Here is a 26,107-nt window from a genome sequence, read left to right on the forward strand (position 1 = left end):
CCTCTCACTCCTCATCTCATTCTCCTTACCGTAAGGAGGAGAATCATGAATTTACAATCGGATGTTTCTTTATTTTTAAAGGACAGTCTGACACACCGTACCATTCCAATCGCAGAGACTTTTACGGTCGATACGATCACACCCATTCAGATGGTTGAAAAACTGGACAGAAACATTACGTATTTGCTGGAAAGCAAGGATGAGTCGTCAAGCTGGTCAAGATACTCCTTTATCGGTCTCGATCCTTTTATCACGATTAAAGAGAGTCATCACACATTCACTGCCGCTGATCCGAAAGGGGTTACGCTGTTTGAAGCCGGAGATTTAAAAGCCGTGCTTGACTGGATGAATGAAAGCTTCCGTATTAAAACGCCCGATCTTGATATCCCGTTTTCGGGAGGGGCGGTCGGTTATCTGAGCTATGACATGATTCCTTTAATTGAGCCTTCCGTGCCAAGCCACGCAAAAGAAACAGATTTAGAAAAATGCATGCTGTTTGTCTGCCGGAAAATCATTGCGTACGACCATGAAACGAAACAAGTGCATTTCATTCAATATGCGGCGCTTAACGGCCGGGAGACGGAAGAAGAAAAACGGGCCGTTTTTAAAGAAAATTGCGCTGAGCTTCGCAAGCTTATCGGTATTTTGACAGAACCTAAGGATATAAAAGAGCCGTTTTTTTTCAAAGATACATTTGAAACACCGAGCTTTGCCAATGTGACATCCAATAATACGAAAGAAGAGTTTATGGCCGGCGTTAATAAACTGAAAGAATATATAAAAGCGGGAGATATTTTTCAAGGAGTGCTGTCGCAAAAGTTTGAGATCCCGGTATCCAGACATTCCTTTGAGCTGTACAGGGTGCTCCGCATCGTCAACCCTTCACCTTATATGTACTATATTAAACTGCCGGACCGAGACATTGTCGGGAGTTCGCCTGAACGCCTGATCCGTGTGCATGACAGGCATCTGGAAATACATCCGATCGCCGGAACGAGAAAAAGGGGAGCCGGAAAAGAAGAGGACGAACGCCTGAAAAAAGAGCTGATGAATGACGAAAAAGAAAAAGCTGAACATTACATGCTCGTCGATCTGGCGCGCAATGATATCGGCAGAGTCGCGGAGTATGGTTCTGTAACCGTTCCGGAATTCACGAAGATCGTTTCTTTTTCACATGTGATGCACATCATCTCCGTTGTAACCGGCCGTTTAAAACAGGGCGTCCATCCGGTCGATGCGCTGATGTCGGCATTCCCGGCAGGAACACTCTCGGGCGCTCCGAAAATCCGCGCGATGCAGATTTTAAATGAATTAGAACCGACTTCCAGAGAAACTTATGGCGGATGTATCGCTTATATCGGATTTGACGGTTCGATTGATTCGTGTATTACCATCCGCACCATGAGTGTCAAAAACGGTACGGCGTCGGTGCAGGCGGGCGCGGGAATAGTTGCTGATTCCGTCCCGGAAGCCGAATATGAAGAGAGCTGCAACAAAGCGGGAGCGCTGTTAAAAACGATTCAAATCGCAGAAGACATCTTTTCTGGCGGGGAGGAGAAGACGGATGAACAAATTTCTGCAATCGTGCGTTAATGGCGGCACGCTGAAAACCGGAGAAGCCGAAAAGCTGATGGAAATGATGATGAACGGAGACATGTCGCAGTCTGAAATCGGCGGAATCTTATCGGTATTAGCCCACCGCGGCGAAACGGCGGAGGAGCTCGCCGGATTTGTAAAAGCGATGCGGGCCCGTGCGCAGACGGCAGATGGCCTGGAGGAGGTCGTTGATACGTGCGGAACAGGCGGAGACGGGATTTCTACGTTTAACATATCAACGGCAGCAGCGATTACAGCCTCTGCCGCCGGAGCCAAAGTTGCCAAGCACGGAAATCGTTCCGTGTCGTCTAAGAGCGGCAGCGCGGATGTGCTGGAAAAACTGGGTGTTTCCATTCAAGCCACTCCTGACAGTGTTAAGCACAGTATTGAGACGAAGCAAATGGGTTTTTTGTTTGCCCCGCTGTTTCATTCGTCAATGAAGCACGTCGCCGCTGTGAGAAAAGAGCTGGGCTTCCGAACCGTGTTTAACCTGCTTGGCCCGCTCAGCAACCCGCTGCAGGCGAAACGGCAGGTGATCGGTGTCTATTCATCTGAAAAAGCGCGCCTGATGGCAAGCGCTTTGGAACAATTTGAAGTCAGGCACGTCATGCTTGTGTCGGCGCGTGACGGGTTAGATGAACTTTCCGTCACAGCACCGACCGATGTCATTGAGCTGAAAAACGGTGAACGTCTGGAATATGCGGTATCACCTGAACAATTCGGGTTTGAAGAAGGTTTGCTGAAAGATATTCAAGTGAGCTCAGCGGAAGAAAGCGCGCATCTCATTCAGAATATTTTTGCAAATAAAGCTCCGTCGTCCGCTCTGCACATTACGGCCTTAAATGCGGGAGCGGCCATTTATACGGCGGGTCTCGCGAACGATCTGAAAGAAGGAGCCGAAATCGCTTTAGAAACGATTCAAAACGGAGATGCCAAAAGGCAGCTCGAACGTCTGAAACAGAAAGAGGAAGAATTATATGCTTGATCAAATCATTCAGCAGAAAAAAGAAGAAATCAAATCCATTGTGCTGCCGGAAACCTGTCAAATTGAACGGAGATCTTTTAAGGAAGCGCTCCTGAATCCGAACCGTTTTATCGGGCTGATCGCTGAAGTGAAAAAAGCTTCGCCGTCTAAAGGGCTGATTAAAGAGCATTTTGTTCCGGAAGAGATTGCGGCAGATTATGAAGCAGCCAAAGCCGACGCCCTTTCTGTTCTGACGGATACCCGTTTTTTTCAGGGAAGAAATCACTTTTTGACAGATGTTAAAAAAAGCGTTTCTCTTCCCGTATTAAGAAAGGATTTTATTATTGACTCCCTGCAGGTGGAGGAATCGTACCGGCTCGGTGCTGATGCGATTTTGCTGATCGGTGAAGCGCTGGAGCCTTCAAAGCTTCATGAGCTTTACCTGGAAGCACGTGAGAAGGGCATGGACGTTCTCGTGGAAGTCCATGATGATACCGTGCTTGAACGGATTTTACAGGTGTTTCAGCCGGACATTCTCGGCATTAACAACCGGGACTTAAAAACGTTCCGTACTTCGGTTTCGCAAACGGAAAAAATAGCGCAGCTTGTGCCGGACGGCTGTCTGCTGGTCAGTGAAAGCGGGATCGGCTCTTTGGCTGACCTGCAATTCGTCAACAAGCACGGGGCGCAGGCTGTATTGATCGGAGAATCCTTAATGAGAGAGGATTCACAGCAAAAGGCGATCCGCGGGCTGTTCGGGGAGTGAGGGTATGAAAAAGCCTGAATTAAAGTACTGCGGAATACGATCGAAGCGTGATTATGAGCTTGCGGCAGCCTCAGAAGCGGATTACCTGGGATTTATTTTTGCCGCAAGCAAACGGAAGGTCACCCCGGATGATGTCCGGAAATGGAAACAAGAGATCCGGACAGACAAGAAACATGTCGGAGTTTTTGTGAATGAAACGATAGAAAACATCGCGCAAATCGCTTCTGATCTGTCCCTTAACGTTATCCAGCTTCACGGTGATGAATCGCCAGAGGATGCCTGCCGTCTCCGTCCTCTTGTGCGTTCTGAGATATGGAAAGCGCTCCATCACGGAGAAAGCACGCTCCGTCAGATGGCTCAATTTGCACCTGCCGTCGACGGCTATGTCATTGATTCTTCAGTCAAAGGCATGAGGGGCGGGACGGGAATCGCGTTTTCGTGGAAGCGTGTCCCTTTGTACCGGGAGCAGGCTCAAAAAGCAAACAAGCGGTGTTTTATTGCGGGCGGCGTTAATCCTGAAACGATTACCGGCTTACTGAGATCACGCCCGTGCGGTATAGATCTTGCCAGCGGAATTGAAAAAAACGGACAAAAGGATCAAACACTGATCCGGTTTTTAGAAGAAAGGATGAACCATTATGTATCCATATCCAAATGAAATCGGAAGATACGGCGAATTTGGCGGCAAGTTTGTCCCTGAAACATTAATGCGGCCCCTCGAAGAAATCGAAACGGCTTTCAAAGAATTAAAGAATGATCCCGTTTTTCATGCCGAATATCAAAAACTATTGTTTGATTACTCAGGCAGACCGACGGCATTAACGTTTGCAGACAGGGTGTCGGAGTATTTGGAAGGGGCAAAAATCTATCTGAAAAGGGAAGATTTAAACCATACCGGTTCCCATAAAATAAACAACGCGTTAGGCCAGATTCTGCTTGCCAAAAAGATGGGCAAAACGAAAATCATTGCCGAAACCGGTGCGGGACAGCACGGTGTTGCCGCCGCGACAGCCGCCGCAAAATTCGGTTTTGAGTGCACGGTTTTTATGGGGGAAGAGGACGTTGCGCGCCAGTCGCTGAACGTATTCCGCATGAAGCTGCTCGGCGCAAAAGTGGTGCCGGTCTCAAGCGGAAACGGCACGCTGAAAGATGCGACGAATGAGGCGATCAGATATTGGGTCCAGCATTGTGAAGATCATTTCTACCTAATCGGTTCTGTTGTAGGTCCGCATCCGTATCCTTACATCGTTCGCGAGTTTCAGAGAATCATCGGCAAGGAAGCGAAAGAACAGCTCCGCAAAGCCGAAGGAACGCTCCCTGATAAGGTTGTTGCTTGTGTCGGCGGCGGAAGCAATGCGATGGGCATTTTTCAGGCCTTTTTAGAAGATGATACTGAGCTGATCGGCGTTGAGGCTGCCGGAAAAGGAATTGATACACCGCTGCATGCGGCAACGATCGCAAAAGGGAGGCTCGGGGTGATTCACGGTTCGATGACTTATTTAATACAAGATGCATACGGGCAGATTATCGAACCGTATTCCATTTCAGCAGGCCTTGATTACCCGGGGATCGGGCCGGAGCATGCCTATCTGCATAAAAGCGGCCGTGTAACGTACGAAAGTGTGACAGATGATGAAGCGATCGCCGCGCTGCGTCTGCTTTCTGAAACAGAAGGCATTCTTCCGGCTATTGAATCCGCACACGCTTTGGCAAAAGCGTTTGAAATGGCAAAAGACATGGATAAAGATAAAATCATTCTCGTCAGTTTGTCGGGAAGGGGAGATAAAGACGTTCATACGCTGATGAATGTTTTGGAAAACGAGGTGGAGACACATGTTTAATCTGCATGATTCTGAAAAACTATTTATCCCTTTTATTACAGCTGGCGATCCGCTTCCTGACATTTCTGTTGAGCTGGCAAAGTCATTGCAGAATGCAGGCGCCTCAGCCCTTGAAATCGGCGTCCCATACACAGATCCGCTCGCCGACGGCCCGGTTATTCAGCGGGCTTCAAAACGGGCTCTGGAAAACGGAATGAATATCGTAAAAGCCATTGAACTTGGCGGCAAAATGAAAAAAAACGGCGTTCATATTCCAATTATCCTCTTTACGTATTATAATCCTGTGTTACAATTAGAAAAAGAATACTTTTTCGCTTTACTGCGGGAAAACGACATAGACGGTCTGCTTGTTCCGGATCTTCCGTTAGAGGAAAGCGCCCTTTTACAAACGGCATGCAAAAAGGAGAACATCGCTTATATCTCGCTGGTTGCGCCGACAAGTGAAAACCGACTGAAAATAATTACTGAACAGGCCGGCGGCTTTGTGTACTGCGTATCCTCTTTAGGAGTGACAGGCGTACGCAGAGAATTCGATCCGTCTGTATACTCTTTTATCCGAAAAGTGAAAGAATTCAGCTCCGTTCCGGTTGCGGTCGGTTTTGGCATTTCAAGCCGCAGACAGGTTGAGGAGATGAATGAAATATCAGACGGTGTCGTTGTCGGAAGCGCGCTCGTTAAAAAAGTAGAAGAGCTTGAAACAAAGCTTGTGAACCCCGGCACAAGAGCCGATGCGCTTCTTGAATTTGAAGACTACGCAAAGACGTTCGGACGACTGTACAGTGTAAAATGAGGTGACTGGATTTGCAGATTAAAGAACAGCTGCGGCAGCTGAAACCGTATCAGCCGGGCAAACCAATAGAAGAAGTGAAAATGGAATACGGGCTTGAGAAAGTAGTGAAGCTCGCTTCTAACGAAAATCCGTTCGGCTGTTCACAGGCCGCTAAAGATGCGCTGCATCAGGAGATTGAGCAGCTCGCGCTGTATCCAGACGGTTACAGTGCCGCTTTGAGAACGCGGCTCAGTGAGCATCTGCAGGTCAGTGAATCTTCGATCATTTTCGGCAACGGCTCAGATGAGCTTGTGCAGATTATCTGCCGTTCTTTATTAAATGATCAGGCAAACACGATTACCGCCGCTCCGACTTTTCCGCAATACAGACACAATGCGGTGATTGAGGGCGCTGAAGTACGTGAGGTGCCGCTCCGCAGTGACGGTGCTCATGATTTGGATCGGATGCTGGAAGCAATTGACGGCAAGACGAAAGTCATATGGGTGTGCAATCCGAATAATCCGACGGGGACGTATACTTCCGAACGGGAATTAATTTCCTTTTTAGACAGAGTTCCCGAGGAAATCCTCGTTGTACTTGATGAAGCGTACTATGAGTATGTCACGGCGGAAGATTACCCTGAAAGCATTCCGCTTTTAAAGCAATATCCGAATGTCATGATCCTCCGCACATTTTCTAAAGCGTACGGACTTGCCGCGCTGCGCGTCGGATACGGCATTGCGGACGAAGCGCTGATCCGCCAGATTGAGCCGGCGAGAGAGCCGTTCAATACGAGCAGAATCGGCCAGGCTTCGGCACTGGCTGCGCTTGATGACCAGGCATTTATTAAGGAATGTGTCGAAAAAAATAAAGCCGGTCTTAAGCAGTATTATGATTTTGCCGAAACCCACGGTTTAACATGTTATCCTTCACAAACCAACTTTGTGCTCATTGATTTTAACCGCCCGGCGGATGAACTGTTCCAGGCCCTGCTGGAAAAAGGATATATCGTCCGCTCGGGACAGGCGCTCGGATTTCCGACAGCGTTAAGGATTACGGTCGGTACGAAAGAGCAGAATGAGGAAATTCTGACAATTTTAGCTGAAATATTATAAGAGGTGATCAAGCATCACCTCTTTGCTCTATTAAACTAGATGAAAAAGGAAATGAGTGAAATGAAGGATACTATATTGCTTGCGGGGATCGGGCTGATCGGCGGATCGATCGCATTGGCCATCAAAAAGGAGCATCAGCATAAACGAATTATCGGTGTGGATATTTCGGAAGAACAGCTCACTGCCGCGCTGAAGCTCGGAATTATTGACGAGCGGGCCGACTCATTTATGGAAGGGGCGCAGCAAGCATCAGTTATCATTATCGCCACGCCCGTCGCCCAAACGCTGAAAATGCTTGATATGCTGGCCGCCTCGGGCATCACCCATGAACTCTTGATTACGGATGTGGGCAGCACAAAACAGAAAGTCGTCAGCTACGCCGACAAAGTGCTTCCGGCTCACTATCAATTTGTCGGCGGCCACCCGATGGCGGGGTCTCATAAATCAGGGGCAGCTGCCGCAAAAGAATTTTTATTCGAAAACGCGTTTTACATTTTAACACCGGGAAAATCAACTTCTAAACAGTCAGTAACGCATCTGAAGGAGCTTCTGAAAGCGGCAAACGCCCACTTTGTGGAGATGACGCCTGAGGAGCATGACGGCGTGACGAGCGTCATCAGCCATTTCCCTCATATCGTTGCTGCCAGCCTCGTACATCAGGCTCACCGTTCTGAAGAAGATTACCCGCTTTTGAAGCGTTTCGCGGCCGGCGGTTTCCGGGACATTACAAGAATAGCCTCCAGCAGTCCGGCGATGTGGAGAGACATTCTCCTTCACAACAAAGATAAACTGCTTGACCGCTTCAAAGAGTGGAAACGGGAGATTGACACGATCGAATCTTACGTAGAAAATGAAGATGCGGACAACCTGTTCGGTTACTTTAAAAAAGCGAAGGATTACCGCGACGGCCTGCCGATCCGTCAAAAAGGGGCGATCCCGTCCTTTTATGACCTTTATGTCGATGTTCCCGATCATCCGGGGGTCATTTCGGAGGTTACGGCGATATTGGCTGATGAACAAATCAGCATCACCAACATCCGTATTATCGAAACGAGAGAAGATATTAACGGAATTCTGAGAATCAGTTTCCAGACGGATGAGGACCGCAAGCGGGCGGAAATCTGCATTCAATCCCGCGCCAAATATGACACATTTTACGCTGACTGAGGTGGAAAACATTGAAAAGAGAAAAAGTGACATCTTTAAACGGTGAAATTCATATTCCGGGGGATAAATCCATCTCCCACCGTTCTGTTATGTTCGGAGCGCTTGCAGAAGGAACGACAACGGTAAAAAACTTTTTGCCGGGAGCCGATTGCCTGAGCACGATTGCCTGCTTCAGAAAAATGGGTGTCTCCATTGAACAGAACGGAAGTGATGTAACGATACACGGGAACGGCATTGACGCACTTTATGAGCCTGACAGCCTTCTTGATGTCGGAAATTCCGGCACGACCATCCGCCTGATGCTCGGCATTTTAGCCGGACGCCCATTTCACAGTACGGTAGCGGGCGACGAAAGTATTGCAAAGCGCCCGATGAAGAGGGTGACGGAGCCTTTAAAGCAGATGGGTGCCGTGATTGACGGAAGAGCGGACGGAGAATTTACGCCGTTATCTGTAAGAGGCGGACAATTAAAAGGCATCGATTATGTGTCTCCCGTCGCAAGCGCGCAGATCAAATCTGCCGTGCTGCTTGCCGGATTGCAGGCAGAAGGAACGACAACCGTTACCGAGCCTCATAAATCAAGAGATCATACAGAACGGATGCTGAACGCTTTTGGCGCTGAGCTTGCGGAGACAGAGACGAGCGCTTCCGTAACGGGCGGTCAGCGGCTTCGGGCAGCTGATATTTTCGTGCCTGGGGATATATCTTCAGCGGCCTTTTTCCTCGCGGCCGGGGCTGCCGTTCCCGGAAGCCGGATTGTGCTGAAAAACGTCGGCCTGAACCCGACACGCACAGGGATTATTGATGTCTTAAAGCAGATGGGGGCTTCACTTGAAGTCATTCCATCAGAAGCGGACAGCGCGGAGCCGTACGGAGATCTTGTTATTGAAGCGTCAGCTCTGAAAGCGGCAGAAATCGGCGGAGAAATCATTCCCCGTTTAATTGACGAGATACCGATTATCGCCCTTTTGGCAACGCAGGCTGAAGGCACAACGGTCATTAAAGACGCGGCGGAGCTGAAAGTGAAGGAAACGAACCGGATCGACACCGTCGTATCAGAGCTCCGGAAAATCGGCGCAGACATTGAAGCGACTGAAGATGGCATGAAAATCCGCGGCAAAAAGACACTCGCGGGCGGCGTCAGTGTATCAAGCCACGGCGACCACCGCATCGGCATGATGCTCGGTATCGCCTCATGTCTGACGGAAGAGCCGATTGACATTCGTGATACAGATGCGATCCACGTCTCCTATCCGACATTCTTTGAGCATTTAGATCAATTAGCCAAAAAAGCCTGAAGACGATTCTTCGGGCTTTTTTCTTCGTGTGTCATAAAGTCTTGAGCTTTGACATAGCTTGTCTTAAACAGGAAAAATAACAGGAAGGGGGGATGCGTTTCGTTACAGAAACAGCCGGATCAAACCGCGCTGTTTGCGTATAAAGATGGCGTCCCCTTTTTTGCCGTTTTCCTCCTCGCCATTTTTTGATAAACTATAATGCCGGGTGAAGCATCTTATTTGCGGGCAGACCCTGTCTGAATTATGATAAGAATAACCCGAATAAACCCTTTTCATTGGTTGATGAGGTATAGGAAAAGAAAGGACCGGTCTGATTTGAATACATTGATTCAAGATGCCATAAAATTAGTTGAAGCAGGTGAAACCGAAAAGGGACTCAAAGCGCTTTCAAAAGCTGAATCGCAGCTTCATGACGAAGACAAAGCCATTGCAGCCCAGCTCTACTATGAATGGGGAAACGCAGAGAAAGCGTTAACGCTGATCAGTGATCTGCATGACCTTTATCCGGATGAGTCTGAGCTGACGAATTTTTACGCCGAATTGTTAATAGATATTGATGAAGAAGAAAAAGCTCTTGAGGTGCTGGAGACGATATCACCAGAAGACCCGTCTTACGCGGAAAGCCTTCTTTTGATGGCTGATCTGTATCAGATGCAGGGCTTATTTGAAGTAAGTGAGCAAAAGCTGTTACAGGCGAAAGCGATGTTAAAAGATGAACCTGTTATTGATTTCGCTCTGGGAGAATTATACTTTACTCAAGGGTCATACGCAAAAGCCGTTCCCTATTACGAAGAGACGGCAAAAGAGCGGAATGAAATCGGCGGTGTAAATGTTCATCAAAGGCTGGCCGAGTCATTGAGCGCGGCGGGTGAATTTGAAGAAGCGATTTCATGGTATGAAAAAGCGGCAGCAGAACATACAGAACCGAATACGATTTTCGGGTACGGCTTCACAGCCTATCAGGCGGGAATGGTCAAAACCGCCATTAAGCAGCTTTCTGATTTAAAAGGGCTTGATCCTTCTTATTCATCGCTTTATATGCCGCTTGCAAAAAGCTACGAGGCAGAGGGCATGTATGAAGATGCATTAAAAACCGCTAAAGAAGGTATTACTTACGATGAATACAATAAAGAGCTTTTTCTCTATGCGGCGAAAATGGCGTTAAAGCTCGGGAACGAAGACGAAGGCAAAAAGCTTCTTCAGGAAGCGCTGGCGCTCGATCCGGGTTATGTGGAAGCGCTCCATACGCTTTTAGCCGTCTATCATAAAGAAGAAAGCTTTGAAGAGATTATTGATCTGATTCAGGAAGTCCGCGGCTACGGCGAAGAAGATCCGAAATACAATTGGTATTTGGCGGGCGCCTATACGGGTCTGGAGCAATATGACGAAGCGAAAAAAAGCTTCGAAGCTGCGTACCTCCATTACCGGGAGGATCGGGATTTCTTATATGAATACGCTCACTTCTTATTGGAAGAGGGTCTCCAGAAAGAAGCGCTGCCGCTTTTAAAACAAGTGCTTTCAATGGATGGAACAAACGAAGAGCTTGAAGAAACAATCTTACGGATAGAGGACGAATTTTTGAGATAAGCAGGATTTTGGACCATGCTTGCTGAATGTATAAGTGATGTCAGATTATACGATCGATAGAGGAGGGAATTACATGCAGACCCCTGTTTCTGTCAATGAAAAAAAGGATTTTATCCGTTGGTTTTTAAATCATTATCAGCTTAAACGCCGGGAGTGCGTCTGGATTTTAAATTATTTAATGAGTCATGATACATTAATGGAGAAGGTCCATTTTGTAGAACAAGCTGAATTTTGCCCGAGAGGCATTATCATGTCTACTCATTGCGTTGATGAGGTGCCGTTTAGGTTTTACAAAGAAAATGTCATGACCACGGACGCAGAAAAATCTTTTCACGACATCCGGCTGAATAAGCAGCAGGATTTATTTATCCAGCTGAATTTCCGTTCGGCCTACAGCTCGCCTGAATATGCTGCTGTTCTTGAATTAAATCCGCATCTGCCGAAAGACCTGTTTGAAAATAAACAGGATCAGGGGATGGCCGAAAAAATATTAGAACAGGCCATATCCACTTTCCAGCGGGAAAAGCTGCTTAAAGATATCGACGAGGCGCTGGACCGCCACGATAAAGAAACATTTGAAAAGCTTTCCCGCCAATTGAATCAGCTCACATAAATGACAGCCTTGCAGAATATGCAAGGCTTGTTGCGTAAGGAGGAGGAACCAGACATGAGATGGAGGGCCGCTGATGCCGAGGTCTTTTTACAATCTGCGGATTACATTGACACCGCTGTCATTCCGTTAATTTCCATAACGTCTGCAGGCGGCTTAAAAGAGGCAGTTGAACGGGGGGAGAGCACCCAATTGCTTTCTGAAGAGCTTGAGCGCCAGTTGAAGGGACGGGTATATTTATTCCCCTCTTATACATATGTTGATATAGATCAATCACAGATCGCCCTGCTGCAAAAATTCAAAGAAGAGGTGATGACCAGCTTCCGGCATGCCTTGTTTCTGACGGCAGACGAAAAATGGAAGGACTCTGAAATAGGATCTGATGTCATATACATACCAGCAGTCCCGTTTGAACATATGAAAGACTCTTTAAAGAGAAAAATAGCGGATGATAAGTGCGGGGAAATTTTGAACGTTTTGTTACAGAAGTGGAACAATTCTTAAAAACTCCAGACATCCCGCAAAACAGCCATTTTGCCTCTGTTGACCTTGCTGAAAGATTCATATATTATGAGGGTGTCAAATCTCAGAATTATTTTCTATTTTAGTTAATTTTTGGTCAATCTTTAGGGGGGGGAAGAGATGGGCGGAAAACAAGATATATCAAGAAGGCAATTTTTAAACTATGCGCTCACCGGCGTGGGGGGATTTATGGCCGCCAGTGCGCTTATGCCTATGGTCCGTTTTGCGCTGGACCCGGTATTAAAACCGACCGGAGATCAAAAAATGGTGCAGGTTGTCAGCGTCGATGAACTGACGAAGGAGCCGAAACGGTTTGACTTTAAAATTCATCAGGTCGACGCCTGGTACGAATCGGAAGAATCCAGGTCAGCCTGGGTCTACAAGCATGGCGATGAAATTATAGCGCTTTCGCCGATCTGCAAGCATTTGGGCTGCACCGTAAACTGGAACAATGATCCTAAAAATCCGAACAAATTCTTTTGTCCCTGCCATTACGGGCTGTATGAAAAAGACGGCACGAACGTTCCGGGCACGCCGCCGCTCGCGCCTCTTGACCGTTATGAGCAAAAAGTAAAGGACGGCTTTTTGTATCTTGGAAAAGCAAAGCCTAGGGGGGAAGGGTGACATGCTGAACAAAATTTATGACTGGGTGGACGAACGTCTCGATATTACGCCGATGTGGCGGGATATCGCCGACCATGAAGTGCCGGAACATGTGAATCCAGCTCACCATTTCTCGGCTTTTGTCTATTGTTTCGGCGGATTGACGTTTTTTGTAACCGTTATCCAAGTGCTGTCCGGGATGTTTTTAACGATGTATTATGTGCCGGATATTAAAAACGCGTGGGAATCTGTGTATTATTTGCAGAATGAAGTCGCTTTCGGACAGATTGTAAGGGGTATGCATCATTGGGGGGCAAGTTTAGTCATTGTGATGATGTTTTTACATACGCTGCGGGTTTTCTTTCAGGGAGCTTATAAAAAGCCTCGGGAATTGAACTGGATCGTCGGTGTTCTGATCTTTTTTGTGATGCTTGGTCTCGGTTTTACAGGGTATCTGCTTCCGTGGGACATGAAGGCGCTGTTTGCGACAAAGGTAGGTCTTCAGATTGCGGAGGCGACGCCGTTGATCGGAGCGCAGGTGAAAACCCTTCTTGCCGGCCACCACGATATTGTCGGAGCCCAAACGCTGACGAGATTCTTTGCGATTCACGTGTTTTTTCTCCCTGCCGCTTTGTTTGCGCTCATGGGCGCCCACTTTGTCATGATCCGCAAGCAGGGAATTTCAGGACCGCTTTAATACAGATCTGATATAAAAGGGAGGGGATGACATGCACCGGGGGAAAGGAATGAAGTTTGTAGGAGATTCAAGGATTCCGGCTGAAAAAAAACCGAATATACCGAAAGACTATTCAGAGTATCCGGGAAAGACAGAGGCATTCTGGCCGAACTTCCTGCTGAAGGAATGGATGGTCGGAGCCGTTTTCCTCGTCGGATTTCTCGTTTTGACGATAGTGCACGAGCCGCCTTTGGAACGGGTTGCGGACCCGACGGATACGGGCTATATACCGCTGCCGGATTGGTATTTTCTATTTTTATACCAGCTTTTAAAATATGAATATGCCGCGGGGAGCTACACCGTTATCGGCGCGATGATTATACCGGGGCTTGCCTTCGGATCGCTGCTTTTGGCTCCGTTTCTCGACAGGGGCTCTGAAAGAAGGCCGTGGAAGCGTCCGGTTGCGGTCGGCATGATGCTTTTGGCGCTTTGCGCTACGGTTTTTTTAACGTGGCAGTCAGTCGCGACGCATGACTGGGCGAAGGCGGAGGAGCAAGGGAAAATCAAAAAAGAAGCCGCCATTGATACCGAATCAGACGGTTATAAAGTATTTAAAGAACAAGGCTGTATTTCCTGTCACGGGGATAATCTTCAAGGCGGAGGCGCCGGTCCGTCCCTGGTCGATAACGGGCTGAGCCCGGAAGAAATTAAAAAGATCGCCGTCAAAGGGAAAGGGCAGATGCCTGCCGGTATTTTTAAAGGGAATGATAAACAGCTTGATCAGCTGGCGAAGTTCATTTCTGAAACGACCTCGAAATAACGTATTGTGAAGCGGACAATAGCAGGATATACTTTTATGAAAAGAGCTGACCGGATGTCAGCTTTTTTTGCATGATACATATTTTTTAAGGACTGAGAGTTGATGGTATGAGGTGGATTTCTTATCTTTTAGGACGGCGCGGCTTGCTTCTGCTTGCTCTTGCCGTTAATTTTATCGGTACCGTGTACGGCTATTATTGGTATTTGCCGCAGCTTGCGGACACGCCGTTCCGTTTTCTGATATTTGTGCCTGACAGCCCGACGGCGACGTTTTTCTTCCTGTTCGTGCTTTTGGCATTTCTTATGAGAAGAAACGCGCCGCTGTTTGAAGCGCTTGCGCTTGTAACCCTTGTAAAATACGGGCTGTGGGCGGTCGGAATGAATATATTTGTGCTGATTAAAATGGGGCAGATGCCTTGGGAAGGGTATATGCTGATTGCTTCACATTTCGCCATGGCCGTTCAAGGCGTTTTATACAGCCCGTATTTTCGGTTCCGGTTATGGCATCTTGCCGTTGCCGCTGTTTGGACGCTTCATAATGACGTCATTGATTATCTTTTCGGCATGATGCCCCGCTATTCAATGCTCAGTGCTTATATGCAAGAGATCGGCTATGCCACATTCTGGCTGAGCCTGTTTTCACTCGGTCTTGCATACGTTTTGGTGATTTCCAAAAGGCGGATAAAGCTTGACTTACACTGATAGAATCTTGGTCTAACCTTGTCCCGCTCTTCATATTCTGTAAAGAGAAGGAGTGGGAGGGACCTCTATGAAACGAAAGCTTACAATCTGTCTTTTGCTTGCTCTTATGTGTTTCATCACAACTGCTAAAGCTGAAGGTGAGGGCGGTCTCAAGGAACTGAACGACCTTTCGGATACCGTTTTCCAGATGACGAGGCATTCGCAGTATGATGAGGCCCTGCAAGTGCTTGGCTACTTTAAGAAAAAAATGACACACGTAAACTCACTGACCGGCGCCGAAGTCAGGCAGGTGACTCTGGGCTGTAATGATTTAGAGCGCGCCTTGAAGCAGGCGGATGCCTCAGATTCCGAAAAAATTCGCGCAGCCGCTCAGTTCAGGCTTGTAATGGATGCGATGGAAGACCACTCCGATCCGCTGTGGGGTTCGCTTGAAAGACCGATTATGGCGACATTCAGCGCCTTAAAAGAAGATGTCAGCGGGAACGGAAGTGAGAATTTCAATGAAAAGTGGAATGAATTTATATCATTATATGATTTAATTTATCCCAGCCTGACAATGGATGTGTCGGCCGGCCAGCTTGATACGGTGGCGAAACATATCGAGGTGATTGAGCAGGAAGGGTTTCAGCAGATGACAAAAGGAACAAAGCTTGAGCGTCTGACGCTCCTGCAGCAGGATTTAAAACGTGTATTTGACAAGGTGGAGCGGGATGACGCTGATCCTTCGCTGCTCTGGGTCATTCTGACAACAGGCGGTATCATTATTACTGCGCTGACATATGTCGGCTACCGAAAATACAGAGCGGAAAAAAAGAAAGAGAAAAAGCGTGAATATCCTAAGTCTAAATAAACACAAATTGCTGTAAAGGAGCTAAAGCCAGTGAAAAAACTCATCCAGCAATTGGCTTCAAAACACCTCCCGCAGCCGATCAGAGGCAGAAAAGGGGCGACTGATGAAGGACCGCGGAACCTCGCGCGTGACTTCCAGAATCCTGACATGCTCGTTCCGCCTTCAACGGATGCGGGAACGGTTCAAAACTTGAAATTCTCTTTTTCTGATACGCATATGAGGCTTGAAGACGGCGGATGGTCAAGAGAAGTGACGGTCAGGGAACTGCCGGTGTCCAAAAACATCGCGGCGGTGAACATGAGACTGAAACCGGGAACTGTGCGGGAACTTCATTGGCATAAAGAAGCCGAATGGGGATACGTGATAAACGGAGAAGTCCGTTTAACCGCAGTCGACCAAAACGGGCGGAATTTTATTGACAACGTCAGTGAAGGGGATTTGTGGTATTTTCCTTCCGGCATCCCTCATTCCATTCAAGGGATGGAGCAGGGCAGTGAGTTTTTGCTTGTCTTTGATGACGGCTCATTTTCAGAAAACAGCACCTTTTCAGTAACGGACTGGTTTGCCCACACCCCGCGCAGCGTGCTGGAGGCGAACTTCGGTGTTCCCGGATATGACTTGGCCTACATTCACAAGAAAGAGCGTTACATGTTCCAGCTGGACCCGCCTCTCCCGATTGAACAGGCAGCCGTTTCTTCCCCGGAAGGCACCGTTTTGGAGCCGTTCAGCTACAAGCTCTCCCGGCAGGAGCCTCTTGTTACCAGCGGGGGAAGAGTCAAGATCGTCGATTCCAAAACGTTTAAGGTGTCAAAAACAATTGCCGCCGCTCTTGTGGAAGTCGAACCCGGAGGCATGAGAGAATTGCATTGGCATCCGAATACGGACGAGTGGCAGTATTATCTTTCGGGAGAAGCGAAAATGACGGTGTTTGCGGCGGAGGGAAGAGCGCGGACATTTAACTATCAAGCGGGTGACGTGGGATATGTTCCTTTTGCGATGGGGCATTATGTCCAGAATATCGGTGACACCGTGCTTCGCTTTCTGGAAATCTTTAAAAGCGACCGTTTCGAAGACGTCTCCCTAAACCAATGGCTGGCACTGACGCCGCAGCGCTTCGTCGAGCAGACGCTCAATGTCAGTCCGGCATTCGCCCGCCGATTGAAAAAGAAAAAATCACCGGTTGTCAAATGGAAACACGAACAGTAAAGGCGGCAAAAGCCGCCTTTTTATTATCGTCTGATCGGATTTTTATTTTCATCAAGCGTAAATCCTTCTCCGAGTACGTCATGGACGTCGCTTACGGCAACAAAGGCGTGCGGGTCAACAGAAGTGATGACGCTTTTTAAAAGCACAATTTCGTTTTTCGGAACGACGCAGTAAAGAACGTCTCTGTCTTCTTTTGTGTATGATCCTTGTCCTTTTAAAACGGTGACGCCGCGTTCCATCTCATCTATGATCTTTTGCTGGATCAAATCGTTTTTCGAAGAAATAATCGTTGCCCCTTTTGCGGCATAACCGCCTTCCTGTATAAAATCAATCAATCGCGCAGCGACAAAAACGGCTACAAGCGTGTACATCGCTTCCTTGTAAGAAAGATACGTAAACAAAGAAAGCAGAATGACGCAGGCATCAAAGGCAAACATCGTCCGGCCCATCGGGATTCCGAAAAATTTATTAATCAGCCTGGCGATGATATCAACTCCGCCCGTCGTGCCTCCGTATTTAAAAATAATGCCGAGACCCGCGCCGATAAATACACCCGCGAACAAGGCCGCCAGAGCTAAATCATGCGACAGCGGCATATGAATTTCGTAACGCTGAAAAATACTCAGAAAAACGGAAAGAGAGACGGTGCCGATCAGGGTATAGACAAACATCGTCCGGCCGAGCATGCGCCAGCCGATGAAAAAGATAGGAATGTTTAATACCAGGTTGGAAATAGAAGGGCTGATGTGGAATAACGCATATAAGAGCAGCGTAATGCCGGTAAATCCGCCTTCCGCCAAATTGTTCTGCATATTAAAGTGAACCAGTCCGAATGAAAAAACAGCGGCGCCGATTAAAATAAAGCAAATGTTTTTGATTCTGATTTCTCCAAGCATTGCATCAGACCCCTTTTCCTTCCATTAGATTGCGTAAATATTATAGTGGATACAAAAGAAAACAGCAAACTGCTGTTTTTAACATTTGTCAAATGTACTTGAATTAGCTAACATGGAAGAGATGACAGGAGGTATTCGCACAGTGAGTGACAAAACGATGAAAGACTTACAAGCTGAGGTCGATGAATATATCGGCCAATTCAAAGAAGGCTATTTCAGCCCGCTTGCCATGATGGCCCGTCTCACCGAAGAACTGGGCGAACTTGCAAGAGAAGTCAACCATTACTATGGGGAAAAGCCGAAGAAAACGACGGAAAATGAGAAAAGCATGGAAGAGGAAATGGGCGACGTGCTGTTCGTCCTGATCTGCCTCGCCAACTCCCTTGATATTTCATTGGAGGAAGCTCATAACCGCGTGATGCATAAATTTAATACACGGGATAAAGACCGCTGGACGAGAAAAGAAGAAGGAAAGTAGGAGAAACCATGTCAAATGAAACCATTAAAGTCGTAATCGCCGGACCGAGAGGCAGAATGGGCCAAGAGGCCGTAAAACTTACCGTCCGCACGCCACATTTTGAGCTTGTCGGCGCCATTGACCATACATACGATCAGCAAACATTACGGGAAGTGATGTCAGCTGATTCAGATGCCCTTATTTATACGGATATCCGCGCATGTTTCCAAGAAACAAAACCGGATGTGCTGATCGATTTAACAACGCCTGAAATCGGCAAAAAACATACGAAAGCGGCTCTTGAACACGGCGTCCGTCCTGTTGTGGGAACGACCGGATTTTCTGAAGCGGATTTAGAGGAGCTTCATGCTTTGACTGAAGAAAAAGGGATCGGCGCCATCATCGCTCCGAACTTTGCATTAGGCGCGGTGCTGATGATGAAATTCTCACAAATGGCCGCCAATTATTTTGAAGATGTAGAAATCATTGAGCTTCATCATGATCAAAAACTGGACGCACCGAGCGGAACGGCGCTGAAAACAGCGGAAATGATTTCAAGCGTCCGTACAGAAAAGCAGCAGGGTCATCCTGATGAAAAAGAAATCCTGCCGGGCGCCCGCGGTGCTGAATTAAACGGCATCCGCCTTCACAGCGTGCGCCTGCCGGGCCTTATCGCCCACCAGGAAGTCATGTTCGGCATGGACGGACAGACGCTGAAATTACGTCATGATTCCTATAACCGGGCTTCCTTTATGTCAGGAGTGAAGCTGTCAGTGGAGCAAGTGATGAAAATCGACCAGCTTGTGTACGGCCTCGAAAATATTATCGACTGAATCGGCAAGGGGGAGAACATCAAATGAAAGTCGCTTTGATTGCTCACGATAAAAAAAAGCAGGATATGGTTCAGTTTACGACCGCATATAAAGATATATTGAGCCGCCATGAGTTATACGCGACAGGCACGACAGGCTTAAAAATCCAGGAAGCGACCGGATTGTCCGTTGAACGTTTTCAATCCGGCCCGCTCGGCGGAGATCAGCAAATCGGGGCATTAATTGCGGCGAATGCTCTTGATCTCGTCATTTTTCTGCGGGATCCGTTAACTGCGCAGCCTCACGAACCGGATGTATCGGCGCTGATCCGACTGTGTGACGTATATGCAATCCCGCTGGCCACAAATATGGGAACAGCGGAGATTCTCGTCCGTACGCTGGACGGCGGGGCGTTTGATTTCCGCAATCTCGTGCGCGGAGGAGAGCCGAATGTCTGAACATGTTGATATTCTTGCGTTCGGCGCCCATAGCGATGATGTCGAGATCGGTATGGGCGGCACAATCGCAAAATTTACGGGTCAAGGAAAAACCGCTGTGATATGCGATCTGACCGAGGCCGAGCTGTCATCTAACGGAACGGTAAGTATAAGAAAAGAAGAAGCGGCGGAGGCCGCCCGAATTCTCGGCGTGAAAGAGAGAATCCAGCTTACGCTTCCTGACCGCGGGCTATTGAAAAGCGAGGACAGCATCCGCCGGATTGTCAGTGTCATCAGAGCATGCCGGCCGAAAGCCGTTTTCATTCCTTATCCGAAAGACCGCCATCCGGATCACGGCAATGCGGCGGCATTAGTCGAAGAGGCGGTATTCTCAGCGGGAATTCATAAATATAAAGATCACCGGGAACTGCCGGCTCACAAGGCTCAAAAAGTTTACTATTATATGATTAACGGATTTCACCGTCCGGACTTTGTAATCGACATAACGGAAACCATCGATCTGAAAAAAGAAAGCCTGCACGCCTATCAAAGTCAGTTTATTGCAACGGCGCAGTCAGTGAACACACCGCTGACAAACGGTTATATCGAAATGGTGGAAGCGCGGGAAAGACTGTATGGCAAAGAAGCCGGGACGGGGTATGCCGAAGGTTTCTTTTCAAAACAGCTTCCCGTTTTGAATGATGATGTTTTTGGGGGCGGACAATGAGACCATTAAAAATAGGGATTACATGCTACCCGAGTGTCGGAGGCTCGGGTATTATTGCGACGGAACTCGGCAAGCTGCTTGCGGAAAAGGGGCACCAGGTTCATTTCATCACATCAAGCATCCCGTTCAGATTAAATACATATCATCCGAATATTCATTTTCATGAAGTGGAGGTCAACCAATACGCGGTATTTAAACATCCGCCTTACGACCTTTCATTGGCGAGCAAAATCGCCGAGGTTGCCGCAAGGGAAAATCTTGATATCATCCACGCGCACTATGCGCTCCCGCATGCAGTATGCGCTTATCTCGCCAAACAGATGCTGAAGCGCGACATCGGCATTGTTACGACGCTTCACGGTACGGACATTACCGTTTTAGGGTATGATCCGTCATTAAAAGATTTAATCCGGTTTGCCATTGAAGCGTCCGACAGAGTGACCGCTGTATCAACCGCACTTGCCGGGGAAACATATGATTTAATCAAGCCGGATAAAAAAATTGAGACCATTTACAACTTTATTGATGAACGTGTTTATCTTAAGAAAAATACAGAGAGTATAAAAGAGAAGCACGGTATTTTGCCGGATGAGAAAGTCGTCATCCATGTTTCCAACTTCAGAAAGGTAAAACGCGTGAAGGATGTTATCCGTGTTTTCCGTAATATCGCAGCCAAAACAAAGGCGAAGCTTCTGCTTGTCGGCGACGGACCGGAAAAGTGCGTCGCTTGGCAGCTTGTCGAGAAATACGGCCTGCAGGACCAAGTGCTGCTCCTCGGAAACCAGGACAGGGTGGAAGAGCTGTATTCCATCAGTGACCTTAAGCTCCTTCTTTCTGAAAAAGAAAGTTTCGGACTCGTGCTTCTGGAGGCGATGGCCTGCGGCGTGCCGTGCATCGGAACGAATATCGGCGGAATACCGGAAGTGATTAAAGATCAAGTAAGCGGTTTTCTGGTGGAAGTCGGCGATATTCAGGCGGCTTCTGAAAAAGCGCTTGCCGTTTTAGAAGACAAACAGCTCAGCAAACGTTTGACTGACCATGCGCTGAAAATGGTGGAGACCGCCTTTTCTTCGCAAAGAATCGTCAGTCAGTACGAACGGATTTATGCCGAATTGGCAGGACCGGAGTGATCTTATGGAACAGGAATTTGTCAAAGCCCTCCCCATCCTTCACCATCTGATGAAGGCGGGCCATCAGGCCTACTTTGTCGGGGGAGCCGTCAGAGACAGCTATATGAAACGAAAAATAGGTGATGTGGACATCGCGACAAGCGCTTCGCCGGATGAGGTGGAGCGCCTCTTTGAGCGGACCGTCGATGTCGGCAAAGAGCACGGCACCGTAATCGTCTTATGGGAAGATGAAACATATGAAGTCACCACCTTCCGCGCCGAATCAGAATATAAGGACTACCGGCGCCCTGAAGCCGTCCGGTTCATTACATCTTTAGCAGAAGACTTAAAGCGGAGAGACTTAACGATTAATGCAATGGCGATGTCTGCCGAAGGAGAATTGCTTGATTATTTCGGAGGCGTTCATGATATCGCGCAAAAGCTGATCCGTACGGTCGGGAACCCTGAAGACCGTTTTCGGGAAGACGCTCTGCGGATGATGAGAGCCGTCCGGTTTATGAGCCAGCTCGGCTTTCTGTTAGAGAAAGAAACAAAAGAGGCCGTTATAAAAGACAGGGAGCTTTTGGCGCACGTATCAGTAGAACGAAAGACCGTCGAGTTTGAAAAGCTGCTCGTTGGCGCATCTTCAAAAGAAGCGATTCAAACAATGGTGCAGACAGGACTGATACAAGAGCTGCCCGGCCTTTCTGATTATGAGAAGCAAATGCTTGAAGCGAGCGGATATCCGTTTTCCTCCTTAGATGCGCGCGAAGAACGCTGGGCAGCGCTGTTATTATTTCTCGGCCTTTATCCGAAAAGCGCCGAACCGTTTTTAAAACAATGGAAACTGCCGGGGAAAGTCATAAAAAAAGCAGTGCAGATCATAAGCGTTTATCCGGCGCAGCTTGAAGCACAGGCGATGTACCGGGCTGGAGATGCGCTGTTTTCAGCCGTTAAAATCGAAATGCTGAAAAAGCATAAGACGGTTGATGAACAAAAGCTGAAAGAGATTCGGAGCCTGTATGAGCAGCTGCCGATCAAAAGCCTTCGTGACCTCGACATTTCAGGCGCTGATCTGATGGAGCTCAGAAACCGCCGTGCGGGTAAATGGATTGCCGAAGAACTTAGCCGGATTGAAGAAGCGGTATTGGCAGGGAAGCTCTCCAACCGAAAACATGACATAAAGGAGTGGCTCGCATCATGGGATCAACATTAAAAACCCGATTAATTGATTTATTTTCTGAGGCGGGTGACGGCTTCATCTCCGGGCAGAAAATAAGTGACGCGCTCGGCTGTTCGAGAACCGCCGTTTGGAAACATATAGAAGAGCTCCGCAAAGAGGGCTATGAGGTTGAGGCGGTCAGACGAAAAGGGTACAGGCTCATCAAAAAACCGGGGAAACTCAGCGAATCTGAAATCCGCTTCGGGCTGAAAACAGAGGTTATGGGCAAACAGCTGTATTACCGGGACGTCCTGCCGTCCACCCAAAAAACCGCCCATGAACTGGCCAATGACGGCTCGCCGGAAGGAACACTCGTAGTTGCCGATAAACAAACGGCAGGCAGAGGAAGAATGTCCAGAGTGTGGTATTCTCAGGAAGGAACCGGGATTTGGATGAGCCTCATCCTGAGACCGGAAATTCCTTTGCAAAAAACGCCGCAGCTCACCCTGTTATCTGCCGTTGCGGTCGTTCAGGCTATCGAATCCTTTACCGGTGTACAGCCCGCAATTAAGTGGCCGAATGATTTAATGATTCACGGCAAAAAGGCCGTCGGAATCTTAACTGAGCTGCAAGCGGAAGAAGACCGTGTCCGTTCGGTCATTCTCGGCATCGGAATCAACGTGAACCAGCGGGAAACCGATTTTCCCGGCGAGCTTCAGGACATTGCGACAAGCCTCAGCCTGGAAGCCGGCGAAAAAATTGACAGAGCGGGTCTGATACAAGAGATTCTGCTGACTTTTGAAAAACGCTATCAGGATTATCTGAAGCACGGCTTTACACCGATTAAGCTGTTATGGGAAAGCTATGCGGTCGGATTGGCGAGTGAGCTCAGAGCGAGAACGCTGCAAGGGACGTTTTACGGGAAATCGCTCGGCATTGATGATGAGGGGGTCCTTCTTTTGGAAACGAAAGACGGAATAAAGAAGATCTATTCTGCCGATATTGAGCTCAATTAATCTTAGTTGGTACAAGCCTCGTGAATTTGGTATACTTCCTATGGGCAGTATCATAATGAACTGCACCTGATCAGCAGAACAGAGATTACGAAAAGTCTGCCTTGATCCAAAAAAGGACTGGGACAGAGGGATGACATTCGCTGAACGTTAAACAAGTGGGAATCCTTCTTAATTTACAGAAGGCTTTTTTGCTTGCGAAGAATTGGCGGATCATCTCCTCACCGTTTAGAGGAGGAGAATCAGAATGAAAACAAAACTGGATTTCATGAAAATGAAGGAAAACGGAGAGCCGATCGTGATGCTGACCGCTTACGATTATCCGCAGGCAAAACTGGCGGAACAGGCTGGAGTCGACATGATTTTAGTCGGGGATTCGCTTGGAATGGTCGTACTCGGACTCGATTCAACCGTCGGCGTAACGGTCAGTGACATGATTCACCATACAAAAGCGGTAAAACGCGGTGCGAAAAATACGTTTATCGTAACCGACATGCCGTTTATGTCTTACCACCTTTCAAAAGAAGATACATTAAAAAATGCCGCGGCCATTATTCAGGAAAGCGGCGCAGACGCGTTAAAGCTTGAAGGCGGAGACGGCGTTTTCGAATCCATCCGCGCGCTGACACTCGGCGGAATTCCTGTCGTCAGCCATTTAGGCCTTACACCGCAGTCTGTCGGAGTGTTAGGCGGATATAAAGTGCAGGGAAAAGATGAGCAAAGCGCGAAAAAGCTCATCGAAGACAGCGTGAAATGCGAACAGGCGGGAGCGATGATGCTCGTGCTTGAATGTGTGCCTGCTGAACTGACCGCAAAAATAATAGAAGAAGTATCCATTCCCGTCATCGGAATCGGAGCCGGTTCAAAAGCTGACGGACAAGTTCTTGTTTACCATGACGTCGTCGGCCACGGCGTGGACAGAACACCGAAGTTCGTGAAGCAATATGCCAAAATCGACGGCGCGATTGAATCTGCGCTCAGCGGTTATGTGCGTGATGTGAAAGAACGGGTTTTCCCGGAAGAAAAGCATTCTTTTCAGATCAACCAAACTGTGCTGCAAGGCTTGTACGGAGGAAAGTAAGCGATGAAACAACTGACAGAAACTCAACAGCTGAAAGAACTGATTGCGCAATACCGCTCAGAAGGCCGGACGATCGGATTCGTCCCGACAATGGGTTTTCTTCATGAAGGGCATCTGACGCTGGTTGAAAAAGCAACCAAAGAAAACGATATTGTCGTGATGAGCATCTTTGTCAATCCGACTCAATTCGGACCGGGCGAGGATTACGAAGCATATCCGCGTGATTTAAACCGCGATGCCCGGCTTGCAGAACAGGCGGGGGCAGATGTATTGTTTACGCCGTCTGCAAGTGACATGTATAAAGGCGAGCCAAATGTTGCCGTGCATGTAAAAAGAAGAACTGACGTGTTATGCGGCGCCTCCCGCATCGGTCATTTTGACGGAGTGGCCACTGTGCTGACGAAGTTTTTCAATCTCGTTAAACCGACCCGCGCCTACTTCGGGCTGAAAGATGCCCAGCAGGCAGCGGTTGTGGACGGATTGATTGAGGATTTCTTTATGGACATCGAATTGGTTGCGGTGGATACGGTCAGAGAAGAAGACGGACTTGCTAAAAGCTCTCGCAACGTCTATCTGACTGTGCAGGAACGAAAAGAAGCGCCGATGATCTATAAAGCATTGCAAAAAGGCGCCGAACTGATCAGAGACGGTGAAAGAAACCCGGAAGCCGTCATAAAAGCCGTCAGCAGCGTCATCGAAAACACTAGCGGCGCCATTGATTATGCCGAATTGTACGCTTATCCTGAACTGACTCCGCTTAAAACGTTAAACGGCAAGATTATTCTGGCCTGTGCCGTTCAATTTTCTAAAGCAAGACTGATTGATAATATCATTATTGATATTGATGAATGGGAGAGATTATAATATGTACCGCACTATGATGGCCGGAAAACTGCACCGCGCTACCGTGACGGAAGCCAATTTGAACTATGTCGGCAGCATTACGATTGATGAAGATCTTTTGGATGCCGTCGGAATGCTCGTTAATGAAAAAGTTCAAATTGTGAATAATAACAACGGAGCGAGACTTGAAACGTATATTATTCCCGGTAAGCGGGGGAGCGGCGTGATCTGTTTAAACGGAGCTGCCGCCCGCCTCGTCCAACCAGGAGATAAAGTCATTATTATTTCTTATCAAATGATGTCTGATCAGGAAGCAAAAAGCCATCAGCCGAAGGTGGCGGTTTTGGACGATCAGAATAAAATCGAGCAGATGCTGGGCCAGGAGCCGGCCCACACGATTTTGTAAAAGAGCCCCCTTCATGGGGGTTTTCTTTTAAGATTCAGGGGCAAAAGCTGTTTTTCCGCTCCATTTCTCAGCA

Annotated in this window: 29 protein-coding genes; 28 read left to right on the top strand and 1 reads right to left on the bottom strand. The window is 48.0% G+C overall.

All coding sequences use genetic code 11. From position 1 onward, the window contains the following. Nucleotides 1-45: 45 nt before the first annotated feature. From trpE to ACQE26_RS12915, 18 genes are all read left to right on the top strand, one after another. Nucleotides 46-1,593 carry an anthranilate synthase component I gene (gene trpE, locus ACQE26_RS12830; RefSeq protein WP_500469626.1) on the top strand — a complete coding sequence of 516 codons (1,548 nt, stop codon included), beginning with the start codon at nt 46-48 and terminating at the stop codon, nt 1,591-1,593. Continuing rightward, nucleotides 1,565-2,581, top strand: a complete 1,017-nt coding sequence (gene trpD, locus ACQE26_RS12835) for an anthranilate phosphoribosyltransferase (protein WP_500469627.1) — start codon at nt 1,565-1,567, stop codon at nt 2,579-2,581. The genes trpE and trpD overlap by 29 nt, the downstream gene beginning before the upstream one ends. Beyond that, nucleotides 2,574-3,326, top strand: coding sequence for an indole-3-glycerol phosphate synthase TrpC (gene trpC / locus ACQE26_RS12840; protein WP_500469628.1), 753 nt, complete (start codon nt 2,574-2,576; stop codon nt 3,324-3,326). Before trpD ends, trpC begins: the two co-directional genes overlap by 8 nt. Before the next feature lie 4 nt (nt 3,327-3,330). Further along, nucleotides 3,331-3,984: a phosphoribosylanthranilate isomerase gene (locus tag ACQE26_RS12845; protein WP_500469629.1), complete on the top strand. Its 654-nt coding sequence runs from the start codon at nt 3,331-3,333 to the stop codon at nt 3,982-3,984. Continuing rightward, nucleotides 3,965-5,167, top strand: coding sequence for a tryptophan synthase subunit beta (gene trpB, locus ACQE26_RS12850; RefSeq protein ID WP_500469630.1), 1,203 nt, complete (start codon nt 3,965-3,967; stop codon nt 5,165-5,167). Before ACQE26_RS12845 ends, trpB begins: the two co-directional genes overlap by 20 nt. Beyond that, nucleotides 5,160-5,957 carry a tryptophan synthase subunit alpha gene (gene trpA, locus ACQE26_RS12855; protein ID WP_326352025.1) on the top strand — a complete coding sequence of 266 codons (798 nt, stop codon included), beginning with the start codon at nt 5,160-5,162 and terminating at the stop codon, nt 5,955-5,957. Before trpB ends, trpA begins: the two co-directional genes overlap by 8 nt. A gap of 11 nt (nt 5,958-5,968) precedes the next feature. Further along, a complete protein-coding gene (gene hisC, locus ACQE26_RS12860; protein WP_099744077.1) occupies nt 5,969-7,051 on the top strand; it encodes a histidinol-phosphate transaminase in 1,083 nt (360 codons plus the stop codon). 51 nt (nt 7,052-7,102) lie between these two features. Further along, a complete protein-coding gene (locus tag ACQE26_RS12865) occupies nt 7,103-8,218 on the top strand; it encodes a prephenate dehydrogenase (RefSeq protein WP_500469631.1) in 1,116 nt (371 codons plus the stop codon). Between the two features lie 11 nt (nt 8,219-8,229). Then, nucleotides 8,230-9,516, top strand: coding sequence for a 3-phosphoshikimate 1-carboxyvinyltransferase (gene aroA, locus ACQE26_RS12870; RefSeq protein WP_064779075.1), 1,287 nt, complete (start codon nt 8,230-8,232; stop codon nt 9,514-9,516). A 315-nt stretch (nt 9,517-9,831) separates the two neighbouring features. Continuing rightward, nucleotides 9,832-11,103 (top strand): tetratricopeptide repeat protein, encoded by a 1,272-nt coding sequence (locus ACQE26_RS12875; protein ID WP_438420121.1) that lies wholly within the window; start codon nt 9,832-9,834, stop codon nt 11,101-11,103. Nucleotides 11,104-11,176: 73 nt separating this feature from the next. Then, on the top strand, nt 11,177-11,716 hold the full coding sequence (locus tag ACQE26_RS12880) for a ReoY family proteolytic degradation factor (protein ID WP_438420120.1): 540 nt from the start codon (nt 11,177-11,179) through the stop codon (nt 11,714-11,716). A 54-nt stretch (nt 11,717-11,770) separates the two neighbouring features. Next, the gene (locus tag ACQE26_RS12885) at nt 11,771-12,217 is read left to right on the top strand and encodes a YpiF family protein (RefSeq protein WP_500469632.1); all 447 of its coding nucleotides are present in this window, start codon (nt 11,771-11,773) and stop codon (nt 12,215-12,217) included. 138 nt (nt 12,218-12,355) lie between these two features. Further along, nucleotides 12,356-12,859 carry a Rieske (2Fe-2S) protein gene (locus ACQE26_RS12890; protein ID WP_003153484.1) on the top strand — a complete coding sequence of 168 codons (504 nt, stop codon included), beginning with the start codon at nt 12,356-12,358 and terminating at the stop codon, nt 12,857-12,859. Between the two features lies 1 nt (nt 12,860). Next, on the top strand, nt 12,861-13,535 hold the full coding sequence (gene qcrB, locus ACQE26_RS12895) for a menaquinol-cytochrome c reductase cytochrome b subunit (protein WP_003153485.1): 675 nt from the start codon (nt 12,861-12,863) through the stop codon (nt 13,533-13,535). A gap of 31 nt (nt 13,536-13,566) precedes the next feature. Further along, entirely contained in the window at nt 13,567-14,334 is a 768-nt protein-coding gene (locus ACQE26_RS12900; RefSeq protein ID WP_045927203.1) for a menaquinol-cytochrome c reductase cytochrome b/c subunit, read from the top strand. A gap of 107 nt (nt 14,335-14,441) precedes the next feature. Continuing rightward, entirely contained in the window at nt 14,442-15,035 is a 594-nt protein-coding gene (lhaT, locus tag ACQE26_RS12905) for a lipoprotein heptaprenylglyceryl N-acetyltransferase LhaT (RefSeq protein WP_500469633.1), read from the top strand. A gap of 67 nt (nt 15,036-15,102) precedes the next feature. Next, on the top strand, nt 15,103-15,885 hold the full coding sequence (ypjB, locus tag ACQE26_RS12910) for a sporulation protein YpjB (protein ID WP_016939084.1): 783 nt from the start codon (nt 15,103-15,105) through the stop codon (nt 15,883-15,885). Nucleotides 15,886-15,915: 30 nt separating this feature from the next. Further along, nucleotides 15,916-17,091: an oxalate decarboxylase family bicupin gene (locus tag ACQE26_RS12915; RefSeq protein WP_500469634.1), complete on the top strand. Its 1,176-nt coding sequence runs from the start codon at nt 15,916-15,918 to the stop codon at nt 17,089-17,091. 23 nt (nt 17,092-17,114) lie between these two features. Here ACQE26_RS12915 and ACQE26_RS12920 read toward each other — a convergent pair whose 3' ends face one another. After that, on the bottom strand, nt 17,115-17,987 hold the full coding sequence (locus ACQE26_RS12920) for a YitT family protein (protein ID WP_060964905.1): 873 nt from the start codon (nt 17,985-17,987) through the stop codon (nt 17,115-17,117). Between the two features lie 142 nt (nt 17,988-18,129). On the opposite strand from ACQE26_RS12920, the gene ACQE26_RS12925 reads away from it, so the two are divergent. The 10 genes from ACQE26_RS12925 (at nt 18,130) to panD (ending at nt 26,034) form a co-directional block, all read left to right on the top strand. Beyond that, nucleotides 18,130-18,465 carry a nucleotide pyrophosphohydrolase gene (locus ACQE26_RS12925; RefSeq protein WP_003153495.1) on the top strand — a complete coding sequence of 112 codons (336 nt, stop codon included), beginning with the start codon at nt 18,130-18,132 and terminating at the stop codon, nt 18,463-18,465. An 8-nt stretch (nt 18,466-18,473) separates the two neighbouring features. Next, nucleotides 18,474-19,277 (top strand): 4-hydroxy-tetrahydrodipicolinate reductase, encoded by an 804-nt coding sequence (gene dapB / locus ACQE26_RS12930; RefSeq protein ID WP_500469635.1) that lies wholly within the window; start codon nt 18,474-18,476, stop codon nt 19,275-19,277. Between the two features lie 23 nt (nt 19,278-19,300). Then, the gene (gene mgsA, locus ACQE26_RS12935) at nt 19,301-19,714 is read left to right on the top strand and encodes a methylglyoxal synthase (protein ID WP_060964907.1); all 414 of its coding nucleotides are present in this window, start codon (nt 19,301-19,303) and stop codon (nt 19,712-19,714) included. Further along, nucleotides 19,707-20,420: a bacillithiol biosynthesis deacetylase BshB1 gene (gene bshB1 / locus ACQE26_RS12940; RefSeq protein WP_500469636.1), complete on the top strand. Its 714-nt coding sequence runs from the start codon at nt 19,707-19,709 to the stop codon at nt 20,418-20,420. Before mgsA ends, bshB1 begins: the two co-directional genes overlap by 8 nt. Then, nucleotides 20,417-21,550 (top strand): N-acetyl-alpha-D-glucosaminyl L-malate synthase BshA, encoded by a 1,134-nt coding sequence (gene bshA, locus ACQE26_RS12945; RefSeq protein WP_438420115.1) that lies wholly within the window; start codon nt 20,417-20,419, stop codon nt 21,548-21,550. Before bshB1 ends, bshA begins: the two co-directional genes overlap by 4 nt. A 4-nt stretch (nt 21,551-21,554) precedes the next feature. Continuing rightward, nucleotides 21,555-22,745 carry a CCA tRNA nucleotidyltransferase gene (locus ACQE26_RS12950; protein ID WP_500469637.1) on the top strand — a complete coding sequence of 397 codons (1,191 nt, stop codon included), beginning with the start codon at nt 21,555-21,557 and terminating at the stop codon, nt 22,743-22,745. Next, nucleotides 22,730-23,707, top strand: coding sequence for a biotin--[acetyl-CoA-carboxylase] ligase (locus ACQE26_RS12955; RefSeq protein WP_500469638.1), 978 nt, complete (start codon nt 22,730-22,732; stop codon nt 23,705-23,707). Before ACQE26_RS12950 ends, ACQE26_RS12955 begins: the two co-directional genes overlap by 16 nt. Before the next feature lie 244 nt (nt 23,708-23,951). Then, nucleotides 23,952-24,785, top strand: coding sequence for a 3-methyl-2-oxobutanoate hydroxymethyltransferase (gene panB / locus ACQE26_RS12960; RefSeq protein WP_016939076.1), 834 nt, complete (start codon nt 23,952-23,954; stop codon nt 24,783-24,785). Between the two features lie 3 nt (nt 24,786-24,788). Continuing rightward, a complete protein-coding gene (gene panC / locus ACQE26_RS12965) occupies nt 24,789-25,649 on the top strand; it encodes a pantoate--beta-alanine ligase (RefSeq protein WP_500469639.1) in 861 nt (286 codons plus the stop codon). 1 nt (nt 25,650) lies between these two features. Continuing rightward, nucleotides 25,651-26,034, top strand: coding sequence for an aspartate 1-decarboxylase (panD, locus tag ACQE26_RS12970; RefSeq protein WP_045927211.1), 384 nt, complete (start codon nt 25,651-25,653; stop codon nt 26,032-26,034). Nucleotides 26,035-26,107 lie beyond the last annotated feature (73 nt).

This window comes from Bacillus sp. 5RYD7K (assembly GCF_059831465.1).